We start from the raw sequence: 17,239 nt of genomic DNA on the forward strand, positions 1-17,239 counted from the left end.
TGGTGAGGGGCTCGTTGCGGCTACCCTGAAACCGGCTCCCACCTGCGGTTTCACCGTCCGGACGGACCACCCCGTTCGGCCGCTTGCGGGAGCGACACCGGTCGTTCATGATGGGGATCCGGGGTCCGCGAAACATTCGTTCACGTCGAATATCCAGGTGTCGGCCATGCTTCGGAAGACCCGCAAGTCCGGAAGTGAACGCCATGCTGCTACCCGTCGCCGGGGCCTCCTGATGGCCGCGGACCTGTCCGGTTTCGCCATCATCGCGGGCCTGCTGCTGCCGGTGCTCGCCGCGGCGGCCTGGGCCATCACGCTCGAACGCCGACCACACCGTGCGGCCGTCGACCGGGAGCCGGACCCCGAGCCGGACTGGACGGTGGCCGGCATCCAGGCCCGCCTCCGCTTCGAGCAGGCGGACCGGCGGATCGCCGAGGCGGGCACGATCGCGCTGCCGACCCTCCCGATCCCGGAACAGACCGGCCGCGACTCGTCCCCGGACCGGCTGCCGTGGCGGGTGCCGCGCACGATCCCGCCGGCCGGCCCGCCCTCAGGCCGCTTCCTGGTCCCCCGGCTGGCGTTCGCGGCTCCGGACAACGAGCTGATGCACCGCATCCTCGACGGCCTGCGCAAGATGGACTGACCCCGCTGTCGATCCGCGGCTCCGCCGTTCGTTCAGGAGGTGACCGGTCACCTGGACGAAAGGAACCCACCCCATGCGTTCGATCAGCGTCACCATGAGCGTCACCCTCGACGGCGTCGTGCAGGGCCTCGGCCGGCCCGACGAGGACACCCGCGGCGGCTTCGCCCACGGCGGCTGGGGCACCCGGTACCAGGACGACGTCCTGGCCCGGGAAATGGGCCAGGGCATGAGCCGGGCCGGCGACATGCTCTTCGGGCGGCGGACCTGGGAAGGCTTCCTCGGCGTGTGGGCCGGGCGCGAGGACGGCAACCCCTTCACCACCCACATGAACGCCGTCACGAAGTACGTCGCTTCGACGACCCTCGAGGACGCCGGGGCCTGGCGGAACTCGGTGCTGCTCGCCGGGGACGCCGAGAAGACTGTCGCGGATCTGAAGGCCCAGCCCGGCGACGACCTGTCCGTCATCGGCAGCGCTTCGCTCGTGCGCTCCCTGCACGCCGCCGGCCTGGTCGACCGCTACACGCTGCTGATCCACCCCCTGACCCTCGGCGCCGGCCGGCGCCTGTTCGAGGGACCGGCGCCGCTCACCGAGTTCACGCTCACCAGCAGCGTCACGACCACGAAGGGCGTGCTCATCACCCGGTACGAGCGTCGGTGAGCGCCGCGGGGGACTCGGCCTCCGGGATCAGCAGCCGGGCCGCGCCGGAGCCGTCGGCCGGGACCGACCAGACGTCCGCGTGGCCGGGCCCGCGGGGCACGCCGTAGCCGATCGTGTGATCGTCGAGCCACGCCGGCTGGTCGTCGACGCTGCGCGTCTCGGCCAGCGGCGTCACCCTCGACGTCGTCAGGTCCACCACGGACAGCCGCCAGCCCTTCGCGGGATCATCGTCCACAGCGGACTTGAACGCCACGCGGGTCCCGTCCGGGGAAAGGGAAGGACACTCGACGTTCTCCCGCAGCGTCCGGATCGTGTGCGCGGCGAAGTCGCCCGCGACGAGGTAGCGGTGCCCGGCCGTCGACATCGTCGCGTAGAAGTGGTGGTCGTCGCGGGTGAACGTCACGCCCCAGAAGTTGAGGTCCGCGGCCTGGTACGGCTTCCCGTCGAGCGTCACCGCGTAGTCCTCCAGGGTCCCGGCCAGGTCGCCGGTCGCGGTGTCGAGGATGCCGGCGCGGGTGGAGAACATGCCGCCGTTGTAGGAGTCGCCGGTGACGAACACCGTCCACGCGAGCATCCGGCCGCTCGCCGACACCCGCGCCCGGTTCGGCAGCCCGACCAGCGGGATCTCCTGGCTGATTCCGAGACCCGCGTCGAGCACCGCCAGCTGGTAGGTGGTCAGGTCGCCGTCCGGGCGCAGGCAGAGCCCGGTGCCGCCGGCGGCGTACACCCGGCTGCACGACAACGGTGACACGGTCCGCGGGCCGCCGGGGTCGGTGACGGACACCGTGGCGACGTGCCCGCGGTCGGCGTCGGCGGTGCTGCGGAACAGCAGCCGCGGGCCGGGGGAGAGGCTCACGACGCCGGTCGCCGCGACGTCGTGGCCGCGCGCGCTCGCGAAGCCGACGTACGCGACCGCCGCTCCGGCCAGCACCAGCACCCCGGCGACGGCGATCAGGATCCGTCCCTTCACGTGACCACCTTCCGGGGCGAGAGCACCACGAACGTCACGGCGATCGCGACCACCGCCGCGCCCGCCGCGACGCCGATCGCGATCCCGGCGCCCCAGAACTGCCAGGCCAGTCCGAAGAGGACGGACGACGCGAAGTACGCAAGCGCTTGCCCCGTCTGCACCAGCGAAATCCCCGTGGTGCGCAACGACTCCGGCAGCAGCGGCCCGGCCAGCGCCATCAGGACGCCGTCGGTCGCCGCGTAGAACGCGCCGTACAACGTGAGTGCCAGGGCGAACAGCGGCCAGCCGGACACCGGCCCGGCCAGCAGCAGGTAGACGAGCGCGAGCGCGCCGTAGCCGCCGAGCACGACCGGCAGCCGGCCGACGCGGTCGGCCAGCACGCCCAGCGGCGCGGCGAGCAGCAGGTAGCTGAGGTTGGTGCCGACCGCGAGCAGCGGGAACCAGCCGGTCGCGATGTCTTCCTTGTGCTGCAGCAGCAGGTAGACGAACCCGTCCCCGACCGTCGCCAGCCCGAGCACGCAGGCCGCCACGAGCAGTCGCCGCACGCCGCTGCCGCGCAGCAGGGCCGCCGCGGCGCGGGGCGAGACCGGGTCGGCGGGCCGCGGAGTCCGGTGGTCGCGGACGAAGAGCACGAGCAGCAGCACGCCGATCGCGGCGACGCAGAAGCTGACGACGAACACCGCGTCGAACGCCTCGGGGTCCGTCGCGCCGACGGCGGCCAGCACGGCGAGCGCGACCAGCGGCCCGGCGAACGCGCCCATGCTGTCCATCGCCCGGTGCACGCCGAAGGCGCGGCCGAGCAGCGGCTCCGGCGCCGACAGGGTGATCAGCGCGTCGCGCGGCGCCGTCCGCAGGCCCTTGCCGGTGCGGTCGAGGGTGATCACGGCGCCGATCGCGGCCGCCGACGCCCCGGCCGCGAGCAGGCCGAGCTTCGCCACCGCGGAGAGCGCGTAGCCCACGCCGGCCACGACCTTGCGGCGGCGGATCCGGTCCGCGACGTACCCGCCGACGATCCGCAGCAACGCCGTCGCGCCGGTGTAGAGGCCGTCGACCAGGCCGTACGCGGCGGGGCCGAGGTGCAGCCCGAGCACGAGGTACACCGGCAGCACCGCGGTGACCATCTCCGAAGAGACGTCGGTGACCAGGCTGACGGCACCGAGTGCGAAGACGTTCGCGCCGACCGTCGAGAGCTTGCCCTTCGCGGCGTGCTCTCGGCGGCCGATGGTGGAGAGGTACACGCGGTTACTGCCAGACGTCGAGGATCGGCGACTTGCTCGCGGCGCCGCCGATGCCCGGCAGGCCGTAGGACGCCTCGATCGTGCGCAGCACGGTGTAGTGGTTGATCGACTCGCTGTAGCTGCCGACCTTGACGTGCGCGCCGGTGAAGCTGGTGAAGATCTGGTTCACCGACGTGCCGCTGTCCTCGTCGAAGGTGGTGATCAGCAGGCTGTTGTGCGTCTTGGCCCACTGGGCGTAAGTGTCGAGGTGGTTCTTGAGCCAGGTGTCGCCGGTGCCGATCGAGCAGTCGTGCATGTCGTTGCACATGTCCGGCGTCACGAAAGCGACGGTGGGCAGCTGGGTGAAGTCGGACGGGAAGGCGGAATACCGGACATTGCTGGCGGCCGGGACGTTGGAGAAGTCGACCCAGCTGTTGTGCTTGCGCCGGTAGGTGCCGCTGGAGCAGCCGGTGTAGCCGTCCGAGGGCATCGCCTCGGAGTAGCCCTTGAAGGTCTTGCCCGCGCCGATCAGCTGCTGGCCGAGGTTGGCCTTCGCGCCGAGGTTGGCGGGGCAGGAGTCGTCGGTGACGCCCTGCGTCGCGCCCGAGAAGAGGGCGACGTAGTTGGGCTGGCTCGGGTGGGTGATCGCGAAGGAGCTGGTGAACTTCGCGCTCTGTGACGCGAGGGTGGTGAAGTAGGGCGCGCTGGAGCTGCCGTTGATCGAGGAGTACTTCTTGTTCTCGAACATCACCAGGACGATGTGGTCGAACGCCGGTACGGTCGAGGCGGTCGGCCGGATGGCGGCGGGCTCGTCCGTTCCGGTGACGGCGGCCGCCGTGACGACACCGGCTGTGACCAGGGTGGCGGCGGCGAACGCGGCGAAGATCCGCTTGCGGATCATGGGTCCTCCAACGGTGGCGGGTGAGGGCGCCTCATGATGTCCACTCCACGGGGCCGCTGCGTGCCCTGTTGTGGTCCGGTTCGTGAACACCAGGAAACCTCCGGCGGACAACGGAAAGAGTGGGTCAACGGCTTTCCGGTGTCAACCTCCTAAGGTAGGTGTCCTTTGTGGACAGCCGGGGAGGGGTGGACCGGGCACCAGGTCCGGGTCGGCGCGCCGCTGGCGAAGGCGTTGGAGGCGGCGTTGCGCGCGGCCCGGTTGACCAAGGGGCTGGTGGACCCGACGGTCGGCATCGCGGTCCGGGCGCTCGGTTACGACCACGACTTCGCCCTGCTGCACGGTTCGGGTGGATTGGGCGGTTCGGTCGCCGGTGCGGGCGCTCGGCCCGGTTCCCGTGGTGGCGCCGGGCCCGGTGCCACCGGGACTGGTGGCGGAGGCCCACCGCGTGCCCCGCCTTTGGCGTTGCGGCTGCGGAAGGACTGATCCCGCCGTGCCGGTAAATCCGGTCGTCGCCGCGCTCCCGGGTCATTAACCTTGCGGGCCATGGACCTCATCGACCGGATTCGCGGTGCCCGGCTGATCGGCGTGCTGACCGGCGCGGGCATCTCCACCGCGTCCGGCATCCCCGACTACCGCGGGCCCGACGGCGTCTGGACGCGCTCGCCGAGTGCCGTGAACGCCTTCACGCTCGAGAACTTCCGGGCCGACGCCGAAGCGCGCCGGGAGTTCTGGCGCAGCTACGCCGGCCACGCCGCCTGGCGGGCCGAGCCGAACGCCGCCCACCGCGCCCTCGCGGACCTGGACGGCTCGGGCGCCGCCGTGCGCGTGCTCACCCAGAACGTCGACGGCCTGCACCAGAAAGCCGGCCTCGCCGCCCGGAAGGTCCTCGAACTGCACGGCACCATGCACACCACGCGGTGCACGTCCTGCCCGGTGCGGCTCCCGACCCCCGAAGTGCTGGAGCGCGGCGAGGAAGACCCGCGGTGCCCGGAGTGCGGCGGGATCCTCCAGCTCGACATCGTCCTCTTCGGACAGACGCTGGACGGCGAGGTCCTCGGCCGTGCGCGGAAGGTCGCCGCGGCGAGCGAGGTCTTCCTGGCCGTCGGCAGTTCGCTGCAGGTGGAGCCGGCGGCGTCGCTGTGCACGATCGCGCTGCAGGCCCGTGCGACGCTGGTGATCGTCAACCACCAGCCCACGCCGTATGACGAAGAGGCGGATTTCGTGCTGCGCGAGGACATCGAGACGGTGGTCCCGCAACTTTGCGCGGCGGTGCGCGCGTGATCCGGGAGGCCCGCGACGGCGACTGGCCGCGGATCTGGCCGATCGTCCACGACGTCGTCACCGAGCAACGGACGTTCGCCTACGACCCGGCCATGACCGAACCCGAGGCCCGGCGGACGTGGCTGCTCGACCCGCCGGCCCGGGTGGTGGTCGCGGTGGAGGGGGAGCGGGTGGCCGGGACCGCGAACATGTACGCCAACCGGCCCGGGCCCGGCAGTCACATCGCCTCGGGCAGCCTGATGGTCGCGAGGGAGGCGCGGGGCACGGGGGTCGGCCGTGCCCTGGCCACGGACCTGGTCGCCTGGGCCCGGGGGAGCGGGTTCGCGGCGATCCAGTTCAACGCGGTGGTCGAGGTGAACACGGCGGCGCTCCGGCTGTACGAGAGCCTCGGGTTCGTGACGATCGGCACGGCACCGGGCGCGTTCCACCACCCTGACCACGGCGACGTCGGGCTCCGCATCCTGTGGCTGGACCTGCGGTGACCACTCGCGGGTCCTGAACGTCCGTCACGCTGGCTGCCCGTCCCGTCGCAGCTGCGCCATCCGCTCGTCCAGGCGGGCCACGACCGCTTCCAGGCGCCGGCGCTGCGAGGCGCACGTCGCCTCGCCCGTGTCGCGGCCGACCGGATCCGGTGGGACGTGGCGGTTCCCGACACGACGAAGCCCGCACTGTGCTGGAAGAGTTCTACGAGCCGGCCGGGTGATCAGCCGGGCGGATCGCGGCGACCAGCATGCGCACGAGCTCGTCGCCGTCGACCGTCCACTTCTCCTTCGCCAGGTGGCCGCTGAGCTCCAGCCCGGCGATCCCGTGCGCGCTCGACATCAGCAGTGCGCCGTAGCGGCGCGCGCCGGCATCGCCGACCACGCCGGCGACCAGCGTCAGGAACTCGTTCTCCACGCGGGCCGCCGCCGCGGCGGCCACCGGGTCGCCGCCCACCGGGGTGCTGAACATCAGCGCGTACAGGTGCGGCTGCCGGCGGCCGACCCCGATGAGCGCCAGCAGGCCGCGCTCGAGCCGGGCGCCGGGGGACGCATCGAGGTCGGCCCGCAGCTGCTCCACCTCGTCCGCCACCGAGTTCCAGGCGTCGACGGCGAGCGCGGTGAGCAGGTGCTGCTTGTCCTCGAAGTGCCCGTAGGGCGCGCCGCGCGAGACGCCGGCGCGGGCCCCGACCGCGCGGAGCGTCACCGCGTCCGGGCCGCCCTCGTCGAGGAGTTCGGAGGCGGCCCGCACGAGGGCGCTCCGGGTCGCAGCAGCGGCTTCAGCTCGCGTCACCATGGCGCCGAGTATAGTTGACAGTGTCACACGAGTTGCGCACACTGGTTCATATGACAGTGTCACATCAGAACGAGATCATGGTCGTCACCGGCGCCTCGACCGGCCTGGGCGCCGCGACCGCCCACGAGCTCGCCGCCCGCGGCTACCACGTCCTCGCCGGCGTCCGCCGCGAAACCGACGGCGACGCGATCCGGGCCGCCGGCGTCGAGCCGGTGCTCCTCGACATCACGCGACCCGAGCACGTCGAGGCTCTCGCCGCCCGCATCGCCGCCGATCCGGACCGCCGCCCGCTGCGCGCCCTCGTCAACAACGCGGGCATCTCGGTCAACGCGCCCGTCGAAACCCTTCCGCTGGCCGAATGGCGGCGGCTGTTCGACGTCAACCTGTTCGGGCACGTCGCCGTCATGCAGGCGCTGCTGCCGTTCCTCCACCGCAGCCGGGGCCGGATCGTGAACATCAGCTCGGTCGGCGGCAAGGTCGCGATGGCCACGTACGGGCCCTACGCGGGGACGAAGTTCGCGCTCGAAGCGGTCAGCGACTCCCTCCGCCGGGAACTCGCCCCGCACGGGGTGCAGGTCGTGGTCGTCGAGCCCGGCGCGGTGCGGACCGAGATGGGCGACCGCGGTGCCGCCACCGCCACCGGCCTCGCCGAGAAGATGACCGCCGAACACCGGCAGCGGTACGGCGGGCTCGTGCGGGCCGTCGTCGCCCATTCGCAGCGGTTCACGCGGGCGGGCATGCCGGCGGACGAAGCCGGATCGATCGTCGCCAAGGCCGCAACCGCGCGGCGTCCGCGCACGCGCTACACGATCGGCCGCGACGCGGCTTTCCTGACCCGCCTCACGCGCGTCCTGCCGGACCGGCTCCTCGACCGGGTGACCGCGGCGACCCTCCGGCCTTACCTGCCGTAGCTCGGCCCTGGTGGACCCCAACCATCCGCGCGGGTGCCTGACGTGACCTTTGACGAAGAACCCGCGGTCGCCTGGTCCTTGACCCTTTGCCGAGGAGCGGTTCTGTGGCGAGGGGAAATGATCTGCAGGTCAGGAGATCTAGATGCTCTCGCGGATTTCGGCAGGCGTTTCCCGCGTCAGTTCTTCGGCGAAGATGGAGCCGATCTTCCGGGCCGCGGTCCGCAGTTTCACGACGCCGGCGACGAGCAGCACGAGCGCGGCGGCGGGCACGACGAGCAGCACCGGCGGCCAGCCGGCGCCGGAGACCGCGCCGACGGAGAGCGCCGCGCACAAGAGGAAGAGCGTCCTGGCGGCCACACGCGGCCACGCGGGGCGAGGCTTGGCGTGCCGTCCGCGCGGTGTTCCGAAAACCGGCCGCACCAGGGCAGCGTGGACACTCATCAAGACCTCCGGAAAGTCGGCGAACCGGCCGGGACGGGGGATCCCCGGCGGTGGTGCCCGGGGCGGAAACCCGGTGCGGACACGTGATGTGTGTCGGGGCGGAGAGGGTTCCGGTTACCGGTCGTTATTGCTTCGAGTCCCAATTCGGGAAACAATTCGAGACGACTTACGGTCTATTCGCAATGGGTTTCCGGCACCAGGGCCGTTGGGCCCTGGTCGGCCCGGCCGGTGGTCCTAGTCGTGGCCCGGGCCCTTGCCTTTCGTCTTGCCGTTGCCGTTGCCGTGGGTCTCGGGTTTCAGTGGCTTGCCGGGCTTCTCGGGCTTCGGCTCGGCCTGGGTCCGGTGCGTGACGGCGGCGGGTTCGAGCTCGGCGGACTCGGTCGCGCCGGGGCCCGTCGGATCGGGCGTCCCGGATCCGGCGAGCGGCGCCTGGGTGGGAGCGGAAGAGCTGGGCGCCGGCGGCTGGGCGGGGGTCGAAGTCCCGGCGCCGGGTTCCGGAGCGGAGAGCACCATGGCGGAAACGGCGGCGACGGCCGCGGCGGTCAGCCCGGCGGCCGCGGTGAACCGGCGGCGCTGGGCGGGGTGGCTCGCCGGCGAGAGACCCACGGCGGTGAGGATCTTACGGGGGCCGCTGGGTCGGGACTGGTGCGAAACGCCGGTGTTGCGCACGGTGGACGGGCTGTGGTGACCGGGCTCCCGGGTGATCGCTGCCGCGCCCGCCCGTGAGCCGTCGCTCGGCTGGTGGTGGTCGGTGGCGGGTTCGCGCCGGCTGGGGTCGCTTGCCGCGCTGTCAAACCGGTCGGACTCACGGGCGATCGCTGCCGCGCCCGCCTGCCTGCTGTCGCTCGGCTGGTGGTCGGTGGCGGGTTCCTGCCCGCCACGGTCGCTCGCCGTGCCATGGAACTGGCCGGACTCCCGGGCGATCGCTGCCGCGCCCGCCCGTGAGCTGTCGCTCGGCTGGTGGTGGTCGGTGGCGGGTTCGCGCCGGCTGGGGTCGCTTGCCGCTCCGTCGAACTTGCCAGGCTCTCCGGCGATCGCCGCCCCGCCGACCTGCCCGCTGTCGACCACCGCGGCTTGGCGGCGGCCCGCCCCGCCGAGCCGGCCACGTACTCCGCGGCCGGCCGGGGCCGCGCGGTGCCGTCTTCGCAGCACCCCCGCCGCGGCGAACCGTCCGCTTGCCCACGGCAACGTCGGCGCCGGGGCCGGGGCGTGCAGCAGCTGCCGCACCTCCGCCGCCGTCGGGCGGTCGGCCGGTTCGCGCTGGGTCATCCGGCGCAACGTGTGCGCCAGCGAGGGCGGCAGATCCTCCGGCACCCGGGGCGGCCGGGTCAACCGGGCCATCGCCGCCTCGATCATCGTGCCCGGGTACTCGCGGCGGCCCGTCGCGCACTCCAGGAGGATCAGCCCGAGCGCGTACACGTCCGCCGGCGGGCCCGCGGGTTCGCCGCCGACCTGCTCGGGCGCCAGGTACGCCGCCGTGCCCGGGACCACGCCCGTGCCGGTGATGTGCGTCGTGTCGAGGGCGTGGGCGATGCCGAAGTCGCCGATCAGCGGGCCGTCCGCGGACAGGAACACGTTGGCGGGCTTGAGGTCCCGGTGGACGACCCGCAGCGCGTGGACGTGGGCGAGCGCCTCGGCGAGCCCGTCGGCCAGCGCCGTCACCTCGGCTGCCGGCATCGCGCCGCTCAGCAGCCGCTCCGCCAGGTTCTCGCCCTCGACCAGCTGCATCACCAGGTACGTCCGGCCGTGGTCGGTGCCGCTGTCGAGCAGCGCCACCACGCCCGGGTGGGTGATGCTGCCCTGAATGCTCATCTCGCGCAGCCGGCGGCGCTGGTCCAGCGCGACCACGTCCAGGTCGTAGATCTTGACCGCGACCTCCCGCTGGAGCCGGAGGTCGTAGGCGCGGTACACGCGCGCCGTGCCGCCGCTGCCGATCAGCCGGCCGACCTCGTAGCGCCCGGCCAGCAGGTCCGGCGGACGTTCGTCGAGGGGGCGCGGTTGGACGGCGAACTCGCCGAGGGCGAACCGGGCACACGTGACGTCGTCCGCGTCGCTCATCGGCGCGTTCCCCGTTCTCCCGCCGTCGTCGGCCACGGCCGCGGTGTACCCCGATGACGTGACCGGCAAACGTCAAAAGATCATGCGAAAGCGTCCACGCCGGTCAGCTCCGCCGACAGCGTCCACAGGCGACGGGCCTCCTCGCGGTCCACGGCGTACCGGCGGACGCCCGACTCGGTCATGCCCTCGGCGTCCGGAGGGGACAGCTCGGCGACGTCGCAGTCCTCGAGGTACAGGCCGCCGAGCCCGGCCAGCTGCGGCGACGTCGCGGCCCAGACCGTGGTCGCCGCGCCCTGCTCCGGCGTCTTGAACTGCACGAGGAAGGTGCCGGCCTCGTCGATCCAGCCGCGCTCGATCATCTCCTCCTTCGGCAGGTGCCGCTGCAGGGGCGTCATGATCCCGCCGGGGTGCAGCGCGAACGCGCGGACGCCCCGGGAAGCGCCCAGCTCGTCGAGCCGGACGGCGAAGAGCACGTTGGCGGTCTTCGCCTGCCCGTAGGCCGCCCACTTGTCGTAGCCCCGCTCGAACTGGACGTCGTCCCAGCGGATCGGCGAGTAGTGGTGCCCGCGGGAGGACAGCGAAACGACGCGGGCGCCGTCGGCGACGGCCGGCCACAGCCGGTTGACCAGCGCGAAGTGACCGAGGTGGTTGGTGGCGAACTGGGCTTCCCAGCCCGGGCCGACGCGCGTCTCGGGGCAGGCCATCACGCCCGCGTTGGCGATGAGGAGGTCGATTCGCCGTCCGGTGGCCAGGAAGCGCTCGGCGAACGCGCGCACGCTGCCGAGGTCGCCCAGGTCCAGCTCGTCGACCTCGACGTCTTCGATGCCCGCGAGGGCCTCCTCGGCGGTCGCGCGGCGGCGGGCCGGGACGACGACGTGCGCGCCGGCGCCGGTGAGCGCGCGGGTGGTCTCGAGGCCGATCCCGGAGTAGCCGCCGGTGACGACGGCGAGCTTGCCGGTGAGGTCGATGCCCGCGACGGCTTCGGCGGCCGTGGTGGTGGCGCCGAAACCCGATCCGATCTTGTGCTGTGCGGTGCTCATGGCCTCGACGGTACGAGCTGGAGTGCGCTCCAGCGCAAGTCGCGCGGCCGGAGCCGAAACAGGGGACAATCGACCCCGAGAGGCAGCCGACCCAGGAAGGCTCTGATGTCCGACTACTACGGGAACCAGCCCCAGGACGTCCGCCCGGGGATCGACGCGCGCCGGCTGTGGGCCGGCGGCGTGGCGACGGCGGTGATCGCGGCCCTGCTCGCGGTGGTCGGGTTGCTGATCGCGCGCGGCGTCTTCGAGGTCGAAGTGCTGGCCCCAAAAGGCGAAGGCGTCTGGGGCAACGCGAGCACCACGACGTACGCGCTGGTCGCCGCCGCGGTGGCCCTGCTCGCCACCGGGCTGATGCACCTGCTCAGCGTCGCCACGCCCGCGCCCTCGCAGTTCTTCGGCTGGATCATGGTCCTGGTGACGCTGATCGCGGTGGTCCTGCCGCTGACGCTGACCGTCGCGCCGAGCGCGAAGATCGCCACGGCCGCGATCAACCTCGTCATCGGGCTCGTGATCGCCGCGGTGGTCAACAGCATGGCAGCGAGCGCCCGCACACTGCACCGGCGCCGGTCCCAGCAGCAACCCCCGGCGCCGACGCGGCAGCGGTCACCGCAGGAGCCCCCGCCGACCCGCTACTACGACCAGTGACCGTGGACACCGTCGACATCCAGGCGACGAACCGCCGCGTGATCGAGCAGTTCCGGGCGGGCGGCGAGGTCGAGGGCATGCACCGCGAGCGGCTGCTGCTGCTCACGACGACGGGCCGGAACTCCGGGAAACCGCGGACGGTCCCGATGATGTACCACCGCGACGGCGACCGGCTGCTGGTGGTGGCGTCGAACATCGGCGCGCCGAAGCACCCGGGCTGGTACCTGAACCTGATCGCCGATTCCCGGGTGAAGGTGGAGGTGGACGGCCACGAGTTCGTCGGGGAGGCGCTGCCGCTGCTGGGGGCGGACTACGTGCGGACGTGGACCGAGCTGGAGGAGCACTACCCGTTCCTGGCCGACCACCGGGCGAAGGCCAGGGAGGTCAAGCGGGTGATCCCGATCGTGGAGCTGTCCGAAGAGGACCTCGGCTGAGGTCCACTTCGGACAGTGCTACTTGCTCGCCACGCGCCGGTACTTCGCCGTCGCCAGGGGAGCGAAGACCGCGATGATCGCCACGCAGCAGAGGATCGCGTACAGCGCCGCGTTCTCCGCCGGCCACCCCGAAGGCGCCGGCCCGAAGCGGTTGCCGAACAGGTCCCGCGTCGCGTTGATCACCGCCGTGAACGGGTTCCAGTCCGCGATCGCCTTGAGGAACGCCGGCAGCGTCTGCGTCGGGACGAACGCCGACGAGATGAAGCTCAGCGGGAACATCCAGACCAGCCCGAGGCTCTGGGCCACCTCGACGCTGCGCGCCGCCAGGCCGATCAGCGCGCCCACCCACGACAGGGCCCACGCGAACATCAGCATCACCAGGTAGCCCAGCAGCGCGTCCCAGAAGCTGCCGCGGATCCGCCAACCGACGATCAGGCCGCACAGCGACATCACGACGAGCGCCACGACGCTGACCACGAGGTCCGACGTCGTGCGGCCGAGGATCACCGCGATCCGGGACATCGGCAGCGAGCGGAACCGGTCGATGATGCCCTTCTGCAGGTCGTTGGCGAAGCCGATGACGGTGAACGCCGAGTTGAACGCCACCGTCTGGGCGAAGATCCCCGCGATGAGGAACTCGCGGTAGGCCGCGCCGCCCGACTCGCCGCCGATCGCGTTGCCGAAGACGTACGCGAACAGCAGCACGAACATGATCGGCTGCAGCGTCGCGGCCATCAGCCAGTCGGGGTTGCGGCGGACGTTCATCAGGTTGCGCCACGTGATGATGCCGCCGTCCGAAATACTCTTCGCGATCGCGTTCACTTCGCCACCTCCTCGGCCGGCGCGGCCTCGGCGCCGTGGCCGGTCAGGGACAGGAACACGTCGTCGAGCGTCGGCCGGTGCAGGGCGACGTCCTGGACGGCGATGCCCTGCCCGTCGAGCCGGCGCAGGGCTTCGATGAGCGCCTTCGGCCCGGTGTCGACGAGGATCTCCGCCCGCCGCGTGTGGTCGTCGCCGGACGGCTCGCCGGTCCCCACCTCGCGCAGCACCTCCAGCGTCGCCGGCAGGTCCGCGGCCGAGGCGACGACCAGCTCCAGCCGCTCGCCGCCGATCTGCGCCTTGAGCTCGTCGGCGGTACCGCGCGCGATCACCCGGCCGTGGTCGATCACCACGATCGAGTCGGCGAGCTGGTCGGCCTCTTCGAGGTACTGGGTGGTCAGCAGCACGGTCGTGCCGTCCGCGACCAGCTCCTTGATGACGCCCCACGTGTCGAGGCGCCCGCCCGGGTCCAGGCCGGTGGTCGGCTCGTCGAGGACCACTACGGTCGGCTCGGCGACCAGCGCGCCGGCCAGGTCGAGCCGCCGGCGCATGCCGCCCGAATAGCCCTTCGCCGGCCGGTCCGCGGCCTCCTCGAGCGCGAACCGCGCCAGCAGCTCCCGGGCACGCGACCGGGCGGCGGACTTCCGCCGGCCGTACAGCCGCCCGACCATGTAGAGGTTTTCGAACCCGGTGAGGTTCTCGTCGACCGCCGCGTACTGGCCGGACAGCCCGATCCGCTGCCGCACTTCGTCGGGCTGGGTCAGGACGTCGTACCCGGCCACGTGCGCCTCGCCGGAGTCCGGCCGCAGCAGCGTCGTCAGGATGCGGACCGTGGTCGTCTTCCCGGCGCCGTTCGGGCCGAGGAGGCCGAGCACCCGCCCGGCCGGGATGTCGAGGTCGACGCCGTCGAGCGCGCGGGTCGACCCGTAGGTCTTGACGAGTCCGCGCACCTGGACGGCACTGTCCGGTTCGGGCATGGCGGTTCCCCTCTCGGTGACCCCGCCAAGCTAGGGCACGGGCGTCCGCTTTGTCCTCCGGGTTTCTCCCTGAGCCCGGTCAGTTCGCGGACAGCGTGACGGCGAACTCCGGCGGCGTCCGCAGCGTCTGGAAGACGACGCAGTAGCGCTCGGTCAGCTTCTTCAGCGTGGCGAGCTGTTCTTCGGAGGCATCGGTGTCCAGCGCGAACGCCAGCCGGATCGCGCGGAAGCCCACCGGGGCGTCCTTGGCGACGGCGAGGGTGCCGCGGAAGTCGAGGTCCCCTTCGGCGCGCACGCGGCCACCGCGCACTTCGAGGCCCAGCGACGTCGCCACGGCCCGCAGCGTCACCCCGGCGCACGCGGCGAGCGCCTCCAGCAGCATGTCGCCAGAGCAGGCGAAGGAGCCGTCGCCGCCCGTGGCCGGGTGCAAGCCGGCCTCCACGACCGCGCGACCGGTCTCGACCTTGCAGGAGATCCCGAGGCCGTCGAGCTGGGCGTCGGCGTGCAGCGTGACGAGCGCGCTCTCCGGCTGCTCGCGGTACTTGTCCTTCAGCGGGGCCTGGGTCGCGCGCAGCTCTTCGGTGTCCATGGGGCGATTCTGCCCCCGAAAACGGAGAAGCGGGGAGACCGGAGGCCCGGTCTCCCCGCTTCAGCGGTTCAGCTTCAGCTCAGGGTGACAGCCACGTCGTCGATGACGAACGAGGTCTGCAGCGAGCTGTCCTCGGTGCCGGTGAACTTCAGCGCCAGGGTGCCGCCGGCGGCCGACGAGACGTCGATCGTCTTGAGGGCGTACCCGGAGGCCTTGTTCAGGTTGGAGTAGCTGCCCAGCGTCGCGCTGCCGTTGGTGACGGTCAGCTTGTCGTAGGCGGTCGTGGTGGTCGTCTCCGCCGTGTCGATGTGCAGGTAGAACGTCAGGCTGGCGTGGCAGCCGGCCGGGATGCTCACCGACTGCGCGACGGACTCCGTGTGGGTGGAGCCGTAGCCGTCGAGCCAGGCGCTGTAGGTGCCGCCGTGCGCGGCCTGACCCTGCGAGCCCCACTGGCCGATGGCGCCGGTGGTCCCGGTCCAGCTGCCGCTGCCCGACTCGTAACCGCCGTTGACGACCTTCTGGCCGGAGCAGCCGGTGGTGGTGCCGACGGTCCAGCTGAACGACGCCGTGCCGGTCTTGGCGGCCGCGTCCTTCGCCGTCACCGTGACGTTCGAGGTGCCCGCGGTGGTCGCGGTGCCCGAGATCGTGCCGGTGGAGGCGTTGATCGACAGGCCGGCCGGCAGGCCGGTGGCGGTCCAGGTGTACGGCGCGGTGCCGCCCGAGGCCGACAGCGGCAGGTTCACCGCGGTGCCGGTGACGGTCGACTGGTTGCCCGGGTTGGACACGGTGACGGTGCCGGTCGCCGAGCAGGTCGGGTCGGCCGACTGCGCCGGCACGCTGATCGCGTCCCACGCCGCCTTGACGGTGTTGAACTCGGTGCAGCTGCCCGGGAACAGGTTCTTCGCCGCGGTCAGCGTCCAGGTGCGGTACTTCAGGTACGAGCTGCTGGAGGTCTTGAGCAGCATCGCGTTGTAGAAGATCTTCACCGCGTTCTGGACACCGATGCCGGTGACCGTGGAGCTGTTGCAGGTGGTGCTGGTCGGCTGCCCGTTGGTCGGGTTGGTGCCTTCGGCCAGCAGGTAGAACCAGTGGTTGCCGGGGCCGGCGGCCGCGTGCACCTCACCGTTGGGGACCGAGCTGTCGTAGCAGTTCTTGTCGCCCAGCGCCGACGGGTTGTACATGTTGCGGATCGGGCCGGAGCCGACCAGGTTGACCGTCTCGCCGACGAGGAAGTCCGGCACGTCGCCGCCCGAGGGCTCGTTCGCGAACCACTCGGTGGAGGCGCCGAAGACGTCCGCGACGAACTCCTGGGTGCCCGCGCCCGAGATGCCGCCCGGGGTGTGGTCGTCGATGCCGTGGCCGAGCTCGTGCGCGACGACGTCGAGCGAGCTGATCCACTGGCCGTTGGTGTTCTTGCCGATCTGGACCTGGGTGCCGTCGTAGTAGGCGTTCTGGTCGTTCAGGCCGACGCGGATCGGCCAGCCGCCGCCGCTGCCGTCGAAGGCGTTGCGGCCCAGCCACTGCGAGAGCATCTTCTTCTCGGTCTGCGCGGCGAACAGGGCGTCGACGCAGCCGGTCTCCCGGCTGGTGGCGTTGCCGGTGCCCCAAAGGTCGTCCGGTCCGCTGAACGTGGTGTTGTTGGCCGCGTCCTGGCAGCTGACGTTGGTGAGGGACGGGTCCTTGAGCGAGTACGTGCTGCCGGACTGGGTGGTGTCGAGGTGCACCGGGTTCGGCCGGTTGTACGCGCTGGTGCCGTCCCCGTTCATGACGTGCTCTTGGGTCTTGAGCACCTTGCCGGTGGCGGCGTCGACGATGACGTCGAGCCGGCTCGGGCCTTCGGCGTCGCGGCCGACGACGGTGCTCTTCCACGCCAGCGCCGGCGTTCCGAGCGCGTAGACGACCTGCTGGGCGGGGCTCACGCTGTCCACGGCGGACAGCTGCTGCCGCGCGGTCGCCTCGGCCGCGGCCTTCGTCACCTTCCCGGTGGTCGTGGCGAGGTCGATGGTCTGGTCCTGTGCGACGGAGGTGCCGAGCACCTGGCCCGTCGAGTTCGTCGCGACCACGAAGTCGCCGCCGACGACCGGCAGGCCCTTGTAGCTGCGCTCGTACGGGATGTACTGCAGCCCGTTGGTGGCGGAAATCGCTTTCTGGGCCAGGAAGACGTCGTCCGCGCTGGCGTGCAGCGCGGCGGGCCTGCTCGCCACGAGACCGGCAGCCGCGGTGGTGGCCTGGGCCAGGGCGGTCGGGGCGGCGGTCGGGGCGGCGTTCGGGGTGGGTTGTGCCTGGGCGGTGCCGGTGATGCACAGCGCGCCGACGAGTACGCCGGTTGCTGCCAAGACGACAGGACGTCTCAGATCCATCGAGGAATTCCCTCCGGGCAGGG

19 protein-coding genes are annotated in these 17,239 nt (G+C 72.0%); 8 read left to right on the forward strand and 11 right to left on the reverse strand.

Annotated elements, in window-relative coordinates; genetic code table 11:
- The first annotated feature begins 166 nt into the window (after positions 1-166).
- Together ACZ4TR_RS35135 and ACZ4TR_RS35140 are read left to right on the forward strand one after the other, a co-directional pair.
- On the forward strand, positions 167-640 hold the full coding sequence (locus ACZ4TR_RS35135; protein WP_465292165.1) for a hypothetical protein: 474 nt from the start codon (positions 167-169) through the stop codon (positions 638-640).
- Between the two features lie 73 nt (positions 641-713).
- Entirely contained in the window at positions 714-1,298 is a 585-nt protein-coding gene (locus ACZ4TR_RS35140; RefSeq protein WP_465292167.1) for a dihydrofolate reductase family protein, read from the forward strand.
- Here the strand turns inward: ACZ4TR_RS35140 and ACZ4TR_RS35145 are convergent.
- Genes ACZ4TR_RS35145 through ACZ4TR_RS35155 form a run of 3 tightly spaced genes read right to left on the reverse strand, consistent with a single transcriptional unit; the run spans position 1,276 to position 4,386 of the window.
- Entirely contained in the window at positions 1,276-2,268 is a 993-nt protein-coding gene (locus ACZ4TR_RS35145; RefSeq protein WP_465292169.1) for a TolB family protein, read from the reverse strand. The genes ACZ4TR_RS35140 and ACZ4TR_RS35145 overlap by 23 nt on opposite strands.
- Positions 2,265-3,506: an MFS transporter gene (locus ACZ4TR_RS35150; RefSeq protein ID WP_465292170.1), complete on the reverse strand. Its 1,242-nt coding sequence runs from the start codon at positions 3,504-3,506 to the stop codon at positions 2,265-2,267. The genes ACZ4TR_RS35145 and ACZ4TR_RS35150 overlap by 4 nt, the downstream gene beginning before the upstream one ends.
- Positions 3,507-3,510: 4 nt before the next feature.
- Positions 3,511-4,386 (reverse strand): alkaline phosphatase family protein, encoded by an 876-nt coding sequence (locus ACZ4TR_RS35155; RefSeq protein ID WP_465292172.1) that lies wholly within the window; start codon positions 4,384-4,386, stop codon positions 3,511-3,513.
- Positions 4,387-4,551: 165 nt separating this feature from the next.
- On the opposite strand from ACZ4TR_RS35155, the gene ACZ4TR_RS35160 reads away from it, so the two are divergent.
- From ACZ4TR_RS35160 to ACZ4TR_RS35170, 3 genes are read left to right on the forward strand one after another with little or no spacing between them, the layout of a single operon-like run.
- Positions 4,552-4,869, forward strand: coding sequence for a hypothetical protein (locus ACZ4TR_RS35160; RefSeq protein WP_465292174.1), 318 nt, complete (start codon positions 4,552-4,554; stop codon positions 4,867-4,869).
- Positions 4,870-4,929: 60 nt separating this feature from the next.
- Positions 4,930-5,667 (forward strand): SIR2 family NAD-dependent protein deacylase, encoded by a 738-nt coding sequence (locus tag ACZ4TR_RS35165; RefSeq protein WP_465292176.1) that lies wholly within the window; start codon positions 4,930-4,932, stop codon positions 5,665-5,667.
- Positions 5,664-6,149, forward strand: a complete 486-nt coding sequence (locus ACZ4TR_RS35170; protein ID WP_465292178.1) for a GNAT family N-acetyltransferase — start codon at positions 5,664-5,666, stop codon at positions 6,147-6,149. The genes ACZ4TR_RS35165 and ACZ4TR_RS35170 overlap by 4 nt, the downstream gene beginning before the upstream one ends.
- 202 nt (positions 6,150-6,351) lie before the next feature.
- Here the strand turns inward: ACZ4TR_RS35170 and ACZ4TR_RS35175 are convergent, their stop codons facing one another.
- Complete coding sequence (locus ACZ4TR_RS35175; RefSeq protein WP_465292179.1) at positions 6,352-6,942, reverse strand: TetR/AcrR family transcriptional regulator; 591 nt, start codon at positions 6,940-6,942, stop codon at positions 6,352-6,354.
- Positions 6,943-6,992: 50 nt separating this feature from the next.
- Between ACZ4TR_RS35175 and ACZ4TR_RS35180 the strand changes: the two genes are divergently transcribed.
- A complete protein-coding gene (locus ACZ4TR_RS35180; RefSeq protein ID WP_465292180.1) occupies positions 6,993-7,853 on the forward strand; it encodes an SDR family oxidoreductase in 861 nt (286 codons plus the stop codon).
- A 138-nt stretch (positions 7,854-7,991) separates the two neighbouring features.
- Here the strand turns inward: ACZ4TR_RS35180 and ACZ4TR_RS35185 are convergent, their stop codons facing one another.
- The 3 genes from ACZ4TR_RS35185 to ACZ4TR_RS35195 form a co-directional block, all read right to left on the reverse strand.
- On the reverse strand, positions 7,992-8,210 hold the full coding sequence (locus ACZ4TR_RS35185) for a hypothetical protein (protein ID WP_465292182.1): 219 nt from the start codon (positions 8,208-8,210) through the stop codon (positions 7,992-7,994).
- A 318-nt stretch (positions 8,211-8,528) separates the two neighbouring features.
- A complete protein-coding gene (locus ACZ4TR_RS35190; protein WP_465292184.1) occupies positions 8,529-10,352 on the reverse strand; it encodes a serine/threonine-protein kinase in 1,824 nt (607 codons plus the stop codon).
- An 80-nt stretch (positions 10,353-10,432) separates the two neighbouring features.
- Positions 10,433-11,392: an SDR family NAD(P)-dependent oxidoreductase gene (locus tag ACZ4TR_RS35195; RefSeq protein ID WP_465292186.1), complete on the reverse strand. Its 960-nt coding sequence runs from the start codon at positions 11,390-11,392 to the stop codon at positions 10,433-10,435.
- 105 nt (positions 11,393-11,497) lie between these two features.
- Here ACZ4TR_RS35195 and ACZ4TR_RS35200 point away from each other — a divergent pair, with 105 nt between their 5' ends.
- Positions 11,498-12,037: a DUF6069 family protein gene (locus ACZ4TR_RS35200; RefSeq protein ID WP_465292187.1), complete on the forward strand. Its 540-nt coding sequence runs from the start codon at positions 11,498-11,500 to the stop codon at positions 12,035-12,037.
- Positions 12,034-12,471: a nitroreductase/quinone reductase family protein gene (locus ACZ4TR_RS35205; RefSeq protein WP_465292189.1), complete on the forward strand. Its 438-nt coding sequence runs from the start codon at positions 12,034-12,036 to the stop codon at positions 12,469-12,471. The genes ACZ4TR_RS35200 and ACZ4TR_RS35205 overlap by 4 nt, the downstream gene beginning before the upstream one ends.
- A gap of 18 nt (positions 12,472-12,489) precedes the next feature.
- Here the strand turns inward: ACZ4TR_RS35205 and ACZ4TR_RS35210 are convergent, their stop codons facing one another.
- The 4 genes from ACZ4TR_RS35210 to ACZ4TR_RS35225 form a co-directional block, all read right to left on the reverse strand.
- Positions 12,490-13,293 (reverse strand): ABC transporter permease, encoded by an 804-nt coding sequence (locus ACZ4TR_RS35210; RefSeq protein WP_465292192.1) that lies wholly within the window; start codon positions 13,291-13,293, stop codon positions 12,490-12,492.
- Positions 13,290-14,267 carry an ATP-binding cassette domain-containing protein gene (locus ACZ4TR_RS35215; RefSeq protein ID WP_465292194.1) on the reverse strand — a complete coding sequence of 326 codons (978 nt, stop codon included), beginning with the start codon at positions 14,265-14,267 and terminating at the stop codon, positions 13,290-13,292. Before ACZ4TR_RS35215 ends, ACZ4TR_RS35210 begins: the two co-directional genes overlap by 4 nt.
- Before the next feature lie 79 nt (positions 14,268-14,346).
- A complete protein-coding gene (locus ACZ4TR_RS35220; RefSeq protein WP_465292196.1) occupies positions 14,347-14,856 on the reverse strand; it encodes an OsmC family protein in 510 nt (169 codons plus the stop codon).
- A 74-nt stretch (positions 14,857-14,930) separates the two neighbouring features.
- Positions 14,931-17,216, reverse strand: coding sequence for a M4 family metallopeptidase (locus ACZ4TR_RS35225; RefSeq protein WP_465292198.1), 2,286 nt, complete (start codon positions 17,214-17,216; stop codon positions 14,931-14,933).
- Positions 17,217-17,239 lie beyond the last annotated feature (23 nt).

It is taken from the genome of Amycolatopsis sp. NPDC028719, from assembly GCF_055565395.1.